Source organism: Marinicrinis lubricantis (genome assembly GCF_042658665.1).
Classification (GTDB): domain Bacteria; phylum Bacillota; class Bacilli; order Paenibacillales; family KCTC-33676; genus Marinicrinis; species Marinicrinis lubricantis.
In genome coordinates, this window is the sequence record NZ_JBHSQV010000032.1 from 1 (window position 1) to 13813 (window position 13813).

At 43.2% G+C, this 13813-nt stretch carries 17 protein-coding genes; 1 reads left to right on the forward strand and 16 read right to left on the reverse strand.

The features are described from left to right. Positions 1-625: 625 nt before the first annotated feature. The 8 genes from ACFPXP_RS04965 to ACFPXP_RS05000 form a co-directional block, all read right to left on the reverse strand. Complete coding sequence (locus ACFPXP_RS04965) at positions 626-1999, reverse strand: dipeptidase (RefSeq protein WP_379893134.1); 1374 nt, start codon at positions 1997-1999, stop codon at positions 626-628. Between the two features lie 188 nt (positions 2000-2187). Continuing rightward, the gene (gene yjcZ / locus ACFPXP_RS04970) at positions 2188-2289 is read right to left on the reverse strand and encodes a sporulation protein YjcZ (protein WP_379892971.1); all 102 of its coding nucleotides are present in this window, start codon (positions 2287-2289) and stop codon (positions 2188-2190) included. 60 nt (positions 2290-2349) lie between these two features. Continuing rightward, complete coding sequence (gene yjcZ / locus ACFPXP_RS04975) at positions 2350-2451, reverse strand: sporulation protein YjcZ (RefSeq protein WP_379892973.1); 102 nt, start codon at positions 2449-2451, stop codon at positions 2350-2352. 60 nt (positions 2452-2511) lie between these two features. Continuing rightward, a complete protein-coding gene (locus ACFPXP_RS04980) occupies positions 2512-2613 on the reverse strand; it encodes a YjcZ family sporulation protein (protein ID WP_379892975.1) in 102 nt (33 codons plus the stop codon). A 53-nt stretch (positions 2614-2666) separates the two neighbouring features. Continuing rightward, on the reverse strand, positions 2667-2777 hold the full coding sequence (locus ACFPXP_RS04985; RefSeq protein WP_379892977.1) for a YjcZ family sporulation protein: 111 nt from the start codon (positions 2775-2777) through the stop codon (positions 2667-2669). A 313-nt stretch (positions 2778-3090) separates the two neighbouring features. Further along, positions 3091-4500 (reverse strand): class II fumarate hydratase, encoded by a 1410-nt coding sequence (gene fumC / locus ACFPXP_RS04990; RefSeq protein WP_379892979.1) that lies wholly within the window; start codon positions 4498-4500, stop codon positions 3091-3093. Between the two features lie 143 nt (positions 4501-4643). Further along, on the reverse strand, positions 4644-5588 hold the full coding sequence (locus ACFPXP_RS04995; RefSeq protein WP_379892981.1) for a cation diffusion facilitator family transporter: 945 nt from the start codon (positions 5586-5588) through the stop codon (positions 4644-4646). A gap of 175 nt (positions 5589-5763) precedes the next feature. Then, complete coding sequence (locus ACFPXP_RS05000; protein WP_379892983.1) at positions 5764-6039, reverse strand: hypothetical protein; 276 nt, start codon at positions 6037-6039, stop codon at positions 5764-5766. 234 nt (positions 6040-6273) lie between these two features. Between ACFPXP_RS05000 and ACFPXP_RS05005 the strand changes: the two genes are divergently transcribed. After that, positions 6274-6573 (forward strand): DUF3817 domain-containing protein, encoded by a 300-nt coding sequence (locus ACFPXP_RS05005; protein WP_379892985.1) that lies wholly within the window; start codon positions 6274-6276, stop codon positions 6571-6573. An 84-nt stretch (positions 6574-6657) separates the two neighbouring features. Here the strand turns inward: ACFPXP_RS05005 and ACFPXP_RS05010 are convergent, their stop codons facing one another. From ACFPXP_RS05010 to ilvA, 8 genes are all read right to left on the reverse strand, one after another. After that, positions 6658-6948: a hypothetical protein gene (locus ACFPXP_RS05010; RefSeq protein ID WP_379892987.1), complete on the reverse strand. Its 291-nt coding sequence runs from the start codon at positions 6946-6948 to the stop codon at positions 6658-6660. Positions 6949-6992: 44 nt separating this feature from the next. Further along, positions 6993-7187, reverse strand: coding sequence for a hypothetical protein (locus ACFPXP_RS05015; protein ID WP_379892989.1), 195 nt, complete (start codon positions 7185-7187; stop codon positions 6993-6995). Positions 7188-7222: 35 nt separating this feature from the next. Further along, the gene (locus ACFPXP_RS05020; protein ID WP_379892991.1) at positions 7223-7828 is read right to left on the reverse strand and encodes a hypothetical protein; all 606 of its coding nucleotides are present in this window, start codon (positions 7826-7828) and stop codon (positions 7223-7225) included. Between the two features lie 92 nt (positions 7829-7920). Further along, complete coding sequence (locus ACFPXP_RS05025; RefSeq protein WP_379892993.1) at positions 7921-8985, reverse strand: Gfo/Idh/MocA family protein; 1065 nt, start codon at positions 8983-8985, stop codon at positions 7921-7923. A gap of 258 nt (positions 8986-9243) precedes the next feature. After that, positions 9244-9690 (reverse strand): hypothetical protein, encoded by a 447-nt coding sequence (locus ACFPXP_RS05030; protein WP_379892995.1) that lies wholly within the window; start codon positions 9688-9690, stop codon positions 9244-9246. Between the two features lie 94 nt (positions 9691-9784). Further along, a complete protein-coding gene (locus ACFPXP_RS05035) occupies positions 9785-11344 on the reverse strand; it encodes an ABC-F family ATP-binding cassette domain-containing protein (protein WP_379892997.1) in 1560 nt (519 codons plus the stop codon). A 184-nt stretch (positions 11345-11528) separates the two neighbouring features. Then, the gene (locus tag ACFPXP_RS05040) at positions 11529-12203 is read right to left on the reverse strand and encodes an SOS response-associated peptidase (RefSeq protein WP_379892999.1); all 675 of its coding nucleotides are present in this window, start codon (positions 12201-12203) and stop codon (positions 11529-11531) included. Positions 12204-12324: 121 nt separating this feature from the next. After that, positions 12325-13566: a threonine ammonia-lyase IlvA gene (gene ilvA / locus ACFPXP_RS05045; protein ID WP_379893001.1), complete on the reverse strand. Its 1242-nt coding sequence runs from the start codon at positions 13564-13566 to the stop codon at positions 12325-12327. Between the last annotated feature and the right edge of the window lie 247 nt (positions 13567-13813).

Here is a 13813-nt window from a genome sequence, read left to right on the forward strand (position 1 = left end):
CGTACGATCCAACAAGAATTCAGAGGAAGAAGCGTCGGTAAAAAGTATTGAATCGTTTGTCTTGCTCATCGATGCTTATATTTCAACGTCATCCGAAGAAATAAAAGTCATCACGTTACTGACTAATATGAATCTCCGAAGAGATCCGCACAGTTTCACTCGTTGTTCAGTTTTCAAAGAACAAATCACTTTTTTCACCGAGCCGCCTTAACGGCCGGATTTATAGTATATCATGATTAGGAGCTTATTTGCAAGTGCAACTTTTTTCCAGTTCGTAATGTTCATCTCATCGATGCTTACCACCCGAACTCATTCCATCTGCTCTCAAGCTTCCTTTCCTAACCGCCTCATCAGCGGCAGGAGTTATAATATATCACGTCGAGAAGTCGATTTGCAAGTGCAACTTTTTCCAGCGCGTGATGTTCATCTTCTCGATGATCACCACCCGAACTTATTCAGGCTGCAATCGAACTTTTATTCCAACCGCCTGTCCAACAGCGGGAAGGTTAATTTATCACATTGGGCATCGATAAATCAACCGTATTTTTTTCCAAATAACGAAAGGGATTCGCCTACACAGGTAGTCCGTTTTTGGGCAAATCCCTTACTCATTACTTCGATAAATCTAACCTTGTGAATGAACTTCATCCCAGAAACTGCAAATGGTTATAAGCCCTTTGTCATAATTTTCGAGATGGAAATGTTCATTCGGAGCATGCATATTTTCGCCAGGCAGTCCTAAATCAAGCATAACGACAGGAGCATTTAACAAACGGGAAAACACCTCAACGATTGGAATGGAGCCGCCGCTCTGAATGAACACCGGTTTTTGGCCAAATCCCGCTTCATACGCTTTAGCTGCTGCTTCAATATAAGGATGATCCGGAGCAATCGTATAAGGCTTACCTCGATCTCTGCGAATCAGCTGAACGGTGACTCCCTCAGGCTTATGCTTTTCAATATGTGCTTCAATTAAATCAAAAATCTCATCTGGGTCTTGCTGATCGACTAGTCTGCAGGACATCTTCGCCAAAGCTGAGGAAGGAAGTACCGTTTTGATGCCTTCTCCTTGATAACCTCCCAATATCCCATTGAGTTCTAATGTAGGACGGAGCGTCGTTCTTTCCATGAAAGAATATCCCGCTTCCCCATACAGCTTAGGAACGCCCAATTCATCCGCGGTCTTCTGTTCATTATCCTGTAATGCTTCATACGATTTGCGAATGGCCTCCGAAGGAGCAGAAACATGGTCATAAAATCCTTCAACAGCAATGCTACCATCTTCATTTCTCATCGATGCAACCAATTGTATTAATGCTGTAATCGGATTTGCTACACCGCCTCCATACAAACCGGAATGGAGATCGGAACGAGGCCCCTTCACTTCAATTTCAAATCCGCATAGACCTCTTAAACCGATACAGATAGAGGGCTGCTCCCGAGAATACATCGGTCCGTCCGAAATCACAATCATCTCCGCTTTTAGCATCTCCCGATGCTTCTCAAGAAAAGGAGACAAGTTAGGACTGGCTATCTCTTCTTCGCCTTCAAAACAAAACTTGATATTTACCGGCAAACTTCCTTCTGCATTCAGATAAGCTTCAACCGCTTTAATATGTAAATACAATTGAGCCTTATCATCTGTAGCGCCACGAGCAAAAATTTTATTATCGCGAATTTCTGGTTCAAAGGGCGGTGTCTCCCATAAATCAAGTGGTTCAGCCGGCTGGACATCATAATGGCCATATACAAGTGCAGTAGGTTTCCCAGGCGCATGGAGCCAATCCCCATAAACGACCGGATGCCCTTCTGTCTCCATGATTTTGACGTTTTCAATCCCAGCTTGTTTCATCGTATCTGCAAGCCATTCTGCCGCTTTTCTAACATCGGGTTTATGCTTCGAGCTAGTGCTGACACTTGGAATACGTAAAAAATCCAGTAATTGCGAGAGATGCTGTTCTCTGTGTTCTGCTAAATATTGTTGAATGGACATAGCCAAATCTCCTTTATCGCTTTGATTACAAATAGGGTTCCCTGAACCATTGGACATCACACACCCCGATTTCAGTCACACCTATTACATTTTTCTTTATTTTACCATAGGTAATTCCTCCTTTCATGGTGCTCAATAAGGAAAGCCTGCACTGATCAACAGGCAGGCTTTCCTTGACTTATTTCACCATTTCATTAGATGACAAAACCTGCTCCCAAGATGATAACCAACAAGATGAACAATACTAATACGAATGAAAATGCGCGATATCCACCGTATCCTGCTCCTGCGCTCATGTAACACCCTCCTTTCTTGATGAAGTGTTGTTGATCACGTCTTTAATCCTGTCGAATGGATTAGATGACGAAACCAGCTCCCAGGATGATAACTAACAAGATGAACAATACTAATACGAATGAGAATGCACGATAACCGCCGAAACCTGCTCCTGCGCTCATGTGACACGCTCCTTTCTCTTTAAAAGATCATCGGTTACGCTTTATTCAATCACGAGTAGATTAAATGACGTAACCTGCTCCCAAGATGATAACCAATAAGATGAACAATACTAATACGAATGCGGATGCGCGAAAACCGCCGTAACCTGCTCCTGCGCTCATGTATGATTCCTCCTTTAATTTTTAGTTTACATCTCACAACTTACAACAGTGTGCTACAGTATGAAACCTGCTCCAAGGATGATCACTAAGAGAATAAACAGTACAAGCACGAACGATGTGGCATAGAAACCGCTTCCTGTGCCGCAGCCTGCAGCAATTCCCATCGTAGAAACCTCCTTTTTGTAGATTTCATTACATTGATATATTATGTACTGTTGCTTCAATCGATTGGACACCCGTCTATATTGAGGTTAAATTAGTTGGACGCCCAAAGCTGCTGTGACCGAGATATATATTGATTCACCAAATAATAAAAACCCTCTGCCCATGCATCTCATAAGATAAGCGGCAATTTCTCAAACGACCATCATAAGCTTGCTCATTCTGTTAACGCAGCCTTTTATCTCAAGGAATGGTTTTGGTCATTGTAGGTTCTGAGATGAACTTCATCATTCAATGAACGTAAAAAACGGGATCTCATTCATGAGAATCCCGCTGCTCTGACGTGTAACCCACCATTCGTTCTGGCTTCACATACTGATCGAATTGCTCTGAAGACAAGAGACCGCTGCGAATGGCAGCCTCCCTTAACGTGATCCCCTCTTCATGAGCCAACTTCGCGATTTTAGCTGAGTTTTCGTAACCAATATAGGGATTCAAGGCCGTAACCAGCATCAAAGAACGTCCCATCAGATGTTCAATCACCTTCAAATTGGCTTCGATACCAATTAGACACCGATCATGGAATGAACTCATGGCGTCTCGAAGCAGTGTAACGGATTGTAAAAAACTATAGATGATCATCGGTTTAAAAACATTAAGCTCGAAGTTCCCTTGACTAGCTGCAATTCCGATCCCCGTATCGTTCCCCATCACCTGGCAAACCACCATGGTCAGTGCTTCACTCTGCGTCGGATTTACTTTACCTGGCATGATTGAGCTCCCAGGCTCATTAGCGGGAATCGAAATTTCACCAATGCCGCTTCGCGGCCCGCTGGCAAGCCACCTCACATCGTTAGCGATTTTCATTAAATCCGCAGCCAGCGCCTTTAATGCGCCGTGTACATAAACGATTTGGTCATGGCTGGTTAAAGCATGAAACTTATTCGCAGCGGACTGAAATGGCTGGCCAGTTTCTTCCGCAATATACCGAGCCGCCTGCTCTCCAAAACCAGAAGGCGCATTCAATCCGGTACCAACCGCAGTGCCCCCAATCGCTAATTCCAGCATGGATGCTGTACTTACTTCAATCATCTTCCTGGTCTTCTCTAACATTTCTCTCCAGCCGCTGATTTCCTGACCCAGTGTTAATGGTGTCGCGTCCTGTAAGTGTGTTCTGCCAATCTTGATAATCTGGTTAAATTGCTCGATTTTTTGCTGTAGTGTACTCGACATTTTCATGAGAACCGGAAGCAGTTGGCCACGGATCGCCAATACACCAGCAATATGCATTGCTGAAGGAAACGTATCATTCGAACTCTGAGAACGATTGACATCATCATTGGGATGGACCTTCTCAGAAGACCCTTTCGATTGAAGAATTTCCGATGCACGGCGGGCGATAACCTCATTTACGTTCATGTTCGTTTGTGTGCCGCTTCCTGTTTGCCATACCAATAATGGAAAGTGCTCATCCCACTTCCCTTCAATGACCTCATCTGCGGCCTGTTGAATCGCTTCTGCTTTCAGTAGATCGATGTTTTCAAAATCTACATTTGCTTTGGCGGCCGCTTTTTTGATGATCGCGAGCGCTTTAACGACATCTAATGGCATTTTTTCTGTACCGATATGGAAATTGTTCAAGCTTCTCTGAGTTTGAGCCCCCCATAATTTGTCTGCGGGAACTTGAATTTCACCCATCGTATCTTTTTCCATTCGAAAATTCATTCTCATGCAGCCTCCCTTTCAACAACACATATGCACTATAAGTTATGATGCCTAGTTCGACATTAATATAGCCATATCCAACAAAAAACGGCCTAAACTCCATAACTAGACAGAGCTTAAGCCGCTTGTTTTATTCGCATTCATTATGCGGATTTCGCCGCTTTCAGGATAAAAGCTTTTCCATATTCACCATGATCATGCAGGAGCGGGTGTTCAATTTGGATCGTCGAATGGACGATATTGTATTTTTCCTTGAGCATTTCATTTACAGCAAGTGTCACGCAGAGAGGCTGAATATCCTTGGATACGAATACGTGGGCAGTCAACGAAGGCTGATCCGTCGTAATGGCCCAAACATGCATCTCATGAACGTTCATTACGCCTTCAATCGCCATGATATCCTTTCTAATATTCTCTAATTGAATATCGTCAGGTACCGTATCCATTAAGATTTGGAACGATTCTTTTAAAATCTTGGCTCCACCTGTAAAAATGATTCCCGCGATAACCATACTGATGATTGGATCGAAAAGCAGAATACCGGTCCAGTAAATAAGGAGCGCAGAAGCAATTACTCCAATCGAGCTGATTAAATCACCGATAAAATGCCAAAGCGCACTTTGAACGTTCAAATTTTTTTCTTCCCCCATGCTTCGGCTTAATACGATGGTTAGTACCAAGTTCACAACAAGACCAATACATGCAATACCCAGCATTAACCCTAGCTGAATGGAGGATGGATGGATCATTCGAACAATACCTTGATAAAAAATGCCGCCCGCAATCATGATCAGAGCTAGGCCGTTCAAGAAAGAAGCGATAGTCTCAAATCGTACAAACCCAAACGTATATTTACTGTTGGGCTTCCTTGAAGCCATATAAATCGCCGTCATGCTGAGCCCCAAAGCGATGACATCCGACACCATATGGGCCGAATCCGACAGTAGAGCAAGTGAATTCGAAAGCAGACCTCCTACAAGCTCTACAATCGTAAAAGCTAAAGTTAACAATAAGGTGATCCATAATGTTTTCTTCGATTTCATTTGTTCTTTCGAGTGACTCATATGATGGTAATCTCTATCGTTCATAAGAATGCAACTCCTTATTTATAATAATTATAATTTAAAAGTTATTATAATCATATACTACTTTTTTGATTTTAGCAACCGAATATTGTATGTATCCTGCTTATAATAATCATTATCACCTCNACAAAAAAAAGAAGCTTAATGAAAAGCTTCTTCCTCGTCGTGCTTCCTGTCGTTATGCAGTTGGAATTAAATTTCTAGCTAAAATTTCTCTTTCCAACGTATCTTTAAAACGGGAAAGACAATGGCAAGTGTAATCGTTTCTGCAAATTGGACAAGGAACATTCGGCAGCCTGGACAATTCAGAAATCGTCAGCTGGTCATGAGTGTCTTTCGTAAATACGACCCGGCATTTGGTTTGATGCTGCATCGTGACAACAAACTGATAAATTTCCTTTTCCAAATTACGATCCACTAATTCAACTTCTTTAATACTCGGTTTAAATGTCAATGTCATATAATCACCTATCGGTTTAAGGATGTTATTGAACATGCCTTGTTATCATACCCTCTACCTATAGAGCATGTCAAGGGCGGCTTAAAAGCGAATTCATTCATTGGATTTTAGCGAGGATTCAGTGTTTTGACATCTTTTCGAACATTATTAGAAGGACTTACCTAGATATAGCTTATTCCATTATAATGAAACCATAAATGTGCGAAAAATCACAAAGGAGCTGCTGTTATGCTAAAAACTGCGATTGGTCGATTCCGGATTACCGGATTCGTTGAAGGATGGTCTTACCTGATCCTGCTCGCGATTGCGATGCCGTTGAAATATTTTGCAGATATTCCTCAGGCTGTTTCTGTCGTAGGCGCATTACATGGTTTATTATTCGTGCTGTACATTATGACCCTCATCCATGTAGTTATTGAGCATCGTTGGGGTATTGTGAAGATTGCATTCGCTTTTATTGCTTCATTTATTCCATTTGGAACTTTCGTTTTCGACGCTAAATACTTAAGGGACCAACCATCTTCTTAGTTTCATTGTTTTCATTATTATTGTGCTTACCGACAGAAAATTTATTTACTTATCTCATAAAAATAAAGCCGCGGCTTCGCGGCTTTATTTTATGAACTGCTCGGATATCAACTTCAGAATACGATCGGTCTCATGGACTTCCTGATCTTCCAGCTGTATAATTCGAATATCCACTGGATCCTCTGGGTTCGAGTCACGAAAGATCAGTTTGTGAGCGTCTTGAACATCTGCATTATAGCCACAGCTTCGCAAAAAAGATTGAATTTGTTCCACTTTTGGCGGCTGATCGTTCTCTGTCACAATTAAACCTTTCAAATTTCGCTCTTCACCCGTCTCCTTTAAATGATCAATTCGAAATAAAAAGTTCCATTCCATGCCATCCCGTCCTAAACTCATGTAGTTATCACTTGACATTCTCGTTAGGATACGTTTTTCAAAATAATGAATATCCCCGCTGTCATCACAATGAAGCTGATGACGATGAACACCTTTAAAAGTAATGCCGACATTTTATAATTCCCAGGATGCTCACTCATTTTACGCTTCAAAAATAAAAAACTGACAATGCTGATAACGAACATAGCGTCGCCTATCAGCCAAGTTAAATACGTCATAAACAATTATGCCCCTCTACGCCACATTGTTTCTACTATAGCATCGATGATAATTCATTACAAACCTGCTCATCTAACGGTTTTATGCAATACATAAGAAGCTGCACGATTTCGATCCGCTGCAAGTCGCGCAGCAATTGATCTGTTTCCTCATGGTGCAGCGTGGTCTCCTGAAGCTCGATCAGTTGAATGAAGCGGAAAGGATCCCAACGAGTTGACGATTTCAGATTCTCGGCATATTCCTTCACAGGAACAGGCAGATGTTCTAGAGAAATCGAACGAAAGTAAGATTGAACGGACTGAAGCAAGCTTGGAAACGCAGGATGCTCTCCTACTTGGCGAAACCAATATCCCGCATTGGGATAATCCTGTTCCATCCGATGCATGATCCCATGCCAGTAGCTCCCTGTCGGATTGTCAATATTCTGCGACAGCGTATGAGACAAATCCAAACTTTCATTCCATAAGTGCAGCCCCGACTGTACACACTTGAGAAGCAAACGTTTCTCTAAATCAACGGAAACCGATTGCTCTAGATTTTGTATAGCCTCATCCCATTCCGTACTCCATGGCTGTTTTGGGGACAATTGTGGCGTTATGCCTTTTAAGGCATGAATTATGGTTAGAAGTTTCTGTTCCATACATCCAAACCGCCTTTCAACAAATTTTATATTTAAACAAAACAACCTGCTGTTAAACTTAACGCGCCCGTAAGAACGGACGCGCTGTCAACTTATTCGTTCCAATCGAGTCGGACTTCTTTTCCGGTCTTGGACGATTCATAAATGGCATCGATAATGCGGTTATTGATGTATCCAGTCCATACGTTCGAAATAGGCTCTTGGCCGCTGCGTATACATTCTACAAAATGTTTGCTAAGTAGAACTCGCTCGTTCTCTTCCAAATCCGGCTTAGCTAAATCTATATCGACGACTTCATCGAAAATCTCAGCATGCAGCTGACCTTGGTTGCCCTTAATCGTTGCTCCGCCATCCGTTCCCATCAATTGTATCGTTGGACTAGATTGGATTTCGGTATGTCCAGCCCAGCTCACCTCCAGGAACAACGTTGCCCCGTTATCAAACTTGATAAAAGCTGCCGCCAGATCCTCTACATCAAAATAGCCGTCCCAATTCGGCGTTCCCCAATTTCCAATCCCTTTGCGGTGAGGGCCCATCTCAGCATATGCTGAGCCGACGACAGAAACAGGCTTCGGATTCCCCATCAGGTACAATGCCAAATCCAGCATATGTACCCCGATATCAATCAAAGGTCCGCCGCCTGCTTCATCCTTGCGGGTAAACCAGGAACCCCATCCAGGAATCCCTTTTCTCCGCAAATAGCTGGCCTTGGCATAATAGATGCGACCCATTCTGCCTTCTTCAATAAGTCCCTTAGCTTTGCGGCTGAACCATTCCCAACGCATTTGATGTGGAATCATCATCACTTTTCCGGATGATTTTTGGGCCTGTACAATTTCTTCAGCCGATTGTAAATCAATTCCCATCGGTTTTTCCAATAATACGTGCTTGTTGTGCTTCAGTGCATGAATCGCATACGGTGCATGCCACTTATTCGGCACAGCGATAATCACAGCATCTACTTCATTGCTTTCCATTAAGCTTTCCGGATTCGGAAATACTTTGCCAATGCCGTACTCCGAAGCCGTCTTCTCCGCCAAAGGCAGAAATGCATCCGTGATCGCAACCAGCTCGACATCTTCCAATTTACTGAAATTAGAAGCGTGCACCTTTGCAATAGCGCCTGCCCCGACAATTCCGAGCTTCAGTCTATCCATCGATTTATTCCCTCCATAACATAAAAATAGAAACGATTATGATCGTTTAAATCCCCAAACGCCTTACAAGGATTATTCTCCGCAGTATTCCCCCACAATATATCAAGGTTTGGTAGCGAATACAATGTTCGATCATAATCAGTTTCTATTCATTTTTGTTATGGATGACATTTAATAAGGACAGCTGTTCATTTCATGATGGGTAGAGCTATACAAGGTTAAGGCTGAGAAATATAAACGTATAAAGTTGCGAATTCATCAGGACTCTTTCTTCATCCGTCCCTCTACAATGTACCTGTCCAGCTCCGGAAGCTTTCTGCCTGTAGACGTACTGCGTATATAATCCTCAATGGATTCATGGCCTTCTCGCAGCAGCATATCTCTAAACTCCAGCATTAATTTAGTCGAGCAGTTTTTGCACAAATATCCTTTATGAATTCGTTCCTCGCAAAAATAGCACGGATAATTCAAATTGGGATAGTCCGAGACGAGGATACGGCCTTCCATTAAGTACTTCTTCACCATATGAAGCGTCAAACCAGTCTCATCACTCAATTGTTCTAAGCTGGCGGACCGATTTTTTTTCAAATAGGCTGAAATGATCTTCATGTTCCGGTCCAAATCTTGATTGCAGAACGGACATAAATTTCGTTGATTCAGCTGTTTCAGCTGGCCGCATCCCTCGCAGTGTCCTATCGTTTCCATCTATTTCATCACTCGATTCTTCTAAAATGTTAACACAGCGAACAAAAACGGCGAACAAGTTCACCGCCTTTGTCATCCTTATATTCTGCTCATATTACGATCCTGAATTTTGCAAAGACCATTCTTCGACATTCCAAACCTTTGTGACCCAATCCTCATAAAAATCAGGTTCGTGGCATACCAGCAATACCGTTCCTTTATAGGCCTTCAGCGCACGTTTGAGCTCTTCCTTGGCGGTCACGTCCAGGTGATTGGTCGGCTCATCCAGCAGCAGCCAGTTGGACTCATGCATCATCATTTTGCACAAGCGTACCTTAGCCTGCTCCCCGCCGCTCAATTTATTGAGCGGTCTTGTAATATGTTCGTTTTTCAATCCGCAGCGAGCAAGTGCTGCCCGCACTTCATGCTGATTCATGAATGGAAACTCATTCCAGACATCGTCGAGCGGAGTTGCGCCCGCTGCCTTTACCTCTTGCTCGAAATATCCGGGGAATAAGAAATCGCCTAAAAATACTTTCCCGCTGTATGGTTTGATTTTGCCAAGGATCGTTTTGAGAAGTGTCGATTTTCCGACACCATTGCAACCAACGACTGCAATTTTTTGTCCTCGTTCAATTGAAATACTCATTTTCGGCAGCAGCGGATGGCCGTAGCCGATTTCAAAATCGGTTCCTTCAAATACGTAACGCCCGCTGGCACGGGACTCCTTGAATTCAAACGTCGGCTTTACCGCTTCTTCCGGACGATCGATCCGCTCCAGCCTGGATAGCTGCTTTTCACGGCTCTTCGCTCTGCCGGAGGTCGAGTATCTAGCCTTATTTCTTTGAATAAAATCTTCCTGTTTCTTAATAAATTCCTGTTGTTTCTCGTAAGCATCTATATGCTGATTTTTATTGATTTCGGCCATCTCCAAAAACTTCTCGTAATTGGCCGTATATCGGGTCAATTTCGAAAATTCCAAATGGTAAATGACATTGACGACTTGATTCATAAATTCGGTATCGTGAGAAATCAGCATAAAGGCGTAAGGATACTCCTTCAAGTAATCCGTCAGCCACTGGATATGCTCCACGTCTAAATAGTTGGTCGGTTCGTCCAAAAGCAGTACAGTCGGCTTTTCGAGAAGCAGCTTCGCCAGCAGCACCTTTGTCCGCTGACCACCGCTGAGCGCCGTTACATCCCGGTCTAGTCCAATCGCCCCAAGACCAAGTCCGTTTGCGGTTTCTTCCACTTTTACATCAATCATATAAAAGCCGCTGGCATCCAAACGATCTTGAATTTCTCCCATCTGCTCCAGCAGAACCTCAAGCTGTTCAGGTGTCGCGTCGGCCATCTGCTCCGTAATTTGCAGCATTTCTTTTTCAAGCTCAAATAACGGAAGGAACGCATCCTTGAGTACATCCCGAATGGTTTTCCCCGCTGTCAGCTGTGCGTGCTGATCCAAATAGCCATACTGAACGCGAGGAGTCCACTCCACTTTGCCCTCGTCCTTCAGCAGCTTTCCCGTCAATATATTCATTAAAGTCGATTTGCCCGCACCGTTCGCGCCGACTAATCCGACATGTTCGCCGGCCAACAGCCGAAACGATACGTCTTTAAAAAGCTGGCGATCTCCGTAGCTGTGGCTTAAGTTTTCCACTGTTAACAAACTCATCTGATTCAATAACTCCTGTCCGTGTGATATATCTCTCAATACTCTCAATAGGTAACATTATATCACCTTGGACTGTTTTAACCTACCTCTAATTTGCCTAGAAAATGATGTATTTGCAAAGAAAAGCCTCTAACAAGTCGGTCCGGGTACGAATGACCGTATGCTAAAGGCAGCTAAAGTAAGACTATTCTTTTAACAGCGCGAATTGCGGTGAAACACGTTCAATACAATCTGGACCATCATAGTTGGTATTGGTCACAACGGAGGATACAGGGTATATCTCGAATTCAGCTTGCTGCAGTGCGCCAAATATAGGACGAAGCGCTTGTTTGTTCGTTATGGTACGATCCAGCCAAACATCGACGCCTTCGTTTTCCAGTACAACGGGAACCCGTTCGATGTATTCCGATACCTCATAGCTTGCGGGTGTCGTTAATATCGTACAGGTTCGAACGATTTCCCCGCCTGCCGTTCTCCATACATCATAAATGCCAGCCATACCGAATACCTTTTTGCCTTTCAATACGATGCGCATCGGCTGTTTCACCTTGCCTTCTTCTCTCCACCCGAAAAGGCCGCTACAAGGAATGAGACAGCGCTGCTTTCTCAAAATCCGTTCAAATATCGGTTTATGCTGAATTTCATGGCAATCGGCATTAATGGAATCCCTGGCCCAATACGGAACCAACCCCCATCTAAATTCCTCCAGCTGCCTTCCGTGCTCGTGAGAAATCACGGCAGGAATCGTAGTGGTTGGTGAAATATTATACCGATGCTTGTAAGACAACGCGATAGAGTCCACTCGAAACAATTGAGTAATTTCATCCAGCTCTGCATTTAAGGAAAAACGTTCACACATGAAGAAAGACACCTCTTTTTTTACCCTAAGTATCTGCCCGCGATCGAAAATTATGCAGATCATCCTCCTTTTTCCTATTAACAAATAAAAAACCAACCATACGAAATGGTTGGCGAAGATTTCAAATCAGAAGATGAAACAGCAGCGGCTCGTGATTGATTTCCTGATAATCGATTTGATGCTCTTGCATTCTGCAAATCAGCGGTTCGTAGTCTTCCTTTCTCTTCAATTCAATACCGACTAACGCGGGTCCGCTGTCCTTACTGTTTTTCTTCGTATATTCAAATCGGGTAATATCATCATCAGGTCCAAGAACCTTGTCTAGAAACTCTCGAAGAGCTCCGGCACGCTGCGGAAAATCAATGATAAAGTAATGCTTCAAACCTTCATAAATAAGCGATTTTTCTTTAATTTCAGGCATGCGGTCGATATCGTTGTTTCCACCGCTGATGACACAGACGACATTTTTACCCTTTATCTCATCCTTATAAAAATCCAAGGCAGCAACCGAGATTGCCCCTGCCGGTTCGGCTACGATAGCATTTTCATTGTACAGCTCTAAGATGGTTGTGCAAATTTTGCCTTCTGGAACGATGACGATATCATCCAATACTTCGCGGCATATATCGAAGGTTTTTTCTCCGACTCGCTTGACCGCTACACCGTCAGCGAATTTGTCCACCTCATCGAGCGTAACGATTTCGTTGTTCTTCATGGACGTTTTCATAGATTGTGCACCGAGTGCTTCTACACCTATCATTCTCGTATTGGAATTGAGTCTTTTCAAATAGCTGCCGATGCCTGAGATGAGTCCCCCTCCTCCGATGCCGGCGAACACAAAGTCCACATCAAATTGGAGAGCATCATAAATCTCGACCCCGACCGTACCTTGTCCCGCGATCACTTTATCATCATCGAACGGATGGACAAAGCTTTTGTTCTCCTTTTGGCAAAAATCAAGAGCTTCCTTCAATGCGTCATCAAACGTATCTCCCGTCAGAACGATCTCTACATTCGAGCCTCCGTAACGCTTCACTTGAGCTACTTTTTGTTTCGGGGTCGTATTTGGCATATAAATATGAGCGTGCAGATTCAATGTCTTGCAGGAGTAGGCCACGCCTTGAGCGTGATTGCCGGCACTCGCACAGACGACCCCCTTGGCCTGCTCATCGGGAGACAGCGAACTGATGAAATTATGGGCTCCTCGAATTTTGAATGATCTGACCACCTGCAGATCTTCCCGCTTCAAATATACCTTGCAGTCATATTTTTGGGATAAGATCGGATTGAATTGAAGCGGTGTTTCGTGAATAATCGATTTCAGCTCTTTATGAGCCTGCAGTATTTCTTCTACTGGTATCATAGCTTCTCCCTATCCTTTCTCTATGGATCAAACAACGAATGACTCGAGACTGCGAAAATCTGCTCATTCGCAAGTGAACCTAAGATCTTTAAATGGATTTGCTCTGCCGAGATTATATAAGAAAATAATTTATCATAAAATAAAGCGTAATACTAGGCCAATTTTCAAAAAACATTCAATATTCCCCATAAAACCGTTTTTCTTGATAAGGCTTGTCAGGTTATAATCAATATATAGTATAAATAAT

Coding starts and splice junctions, on each gene's coding strand:
- yjcZ (WP_379892973.1), bottom strand. CDS start 2,451: ATGAGCGCAGGAGCAGGTTTCGGCGGTTATCGTGCATTCTCATTCGTA.
- ACFPXP_RS05025 (WP_379892993.1), bottom strand. CDS start 8,985: ATGGATAGACTGAAGCTCGGAATTGTCGGGGCAGGCGCTATTGCAAAG.
- ACFPXP_RS04995 (WP_379892981.1), bottom strand. CDS start 5,588: ATGAACGATAGAGATTACCATCATATGAGTCACTCGAAAGAACAAATG.
- ilvA (WP_379893001.1), bottom strand. CDS start 13,566: ATGATACCAGTAGAAGAAATACTGCAGGCTCATAAAGAGCTGAAATCG.
- ACFPXP_RS05035 (WP_379892997.1), bottom strand. CDS start 11,344: ATGAGTTTGTTAACAGTGGAAAACTTAAGCCACAGCTACGGAGATCGC.
- ACFPXP_RS04985 (WP_379892977.1), bottom strand. CDS start 2,777: ATGGGAATTGCTGCAGGCTGCGGCACAGGAAGCGGTTTCTATGCCACA.
- yjcZ (WP_379892971.1), bottom strand. CDS start 2,289: ATGAGCGCAGGAGCAGGATACGGTGGATATCGCGCATTTTCATTCGTA.
- ACFPXP_RS05030 (WP_379892995.1), bottom strand. CDS start 9,690: ATGGAAACGATAGGACACTGCGAGGGATGCGGCCAGCTGAAACAGCTG.
- ACFPXP_RS05040 (WP_379892999.1), bottom strand. CDS start 12,203: ATGTGTGAACGTTTTTCCTTAAATGCAGAGCTGGATGAAATTACTCAA.
- ACFPXP_RS05005 (WP_379892985.1), top strand. CDS start 6,274: ATGCTAAAAACTGCGATTGGTCGATTCCGGATTACCGGATTCGTTGAA.
- fumC (WP_379892979.1), bottom strand. CDS start 4,500: ATGAATTTTCGAATGGAAAAAGATACGATGGGTGAAATTCAAGTTCCC.
- ACFPXP_RS05010 (WP_379892987.1), bottom strand. CDS start 6,948: ATGGAATGGAACTTTTTATTTCGAATTGATCATTTAAAGGAGACGGGT.
- ACFPXP_RS05020 (WP_379892991.1), bottom strand. CDS start 7,828: ATGGAACAGAAACTTCTAACCATAATTCATGCCTTAAAAGGCATAACG.
- ACFPXP_RS05015 (WP_379892989.1), bottom strand. CDS start 7,187: ATGACGTATTTAACTTGGCTGATAGGCGACGCTATGTTCGTTATCAGC.
- ACFPXP_RS04980 (WP_379892975.1), bottom strand. CDS start 2,613: ATGAGCGCAGGAGCAGGTTACGGCGGTTTTCGCGCATCCGCATTCGTA.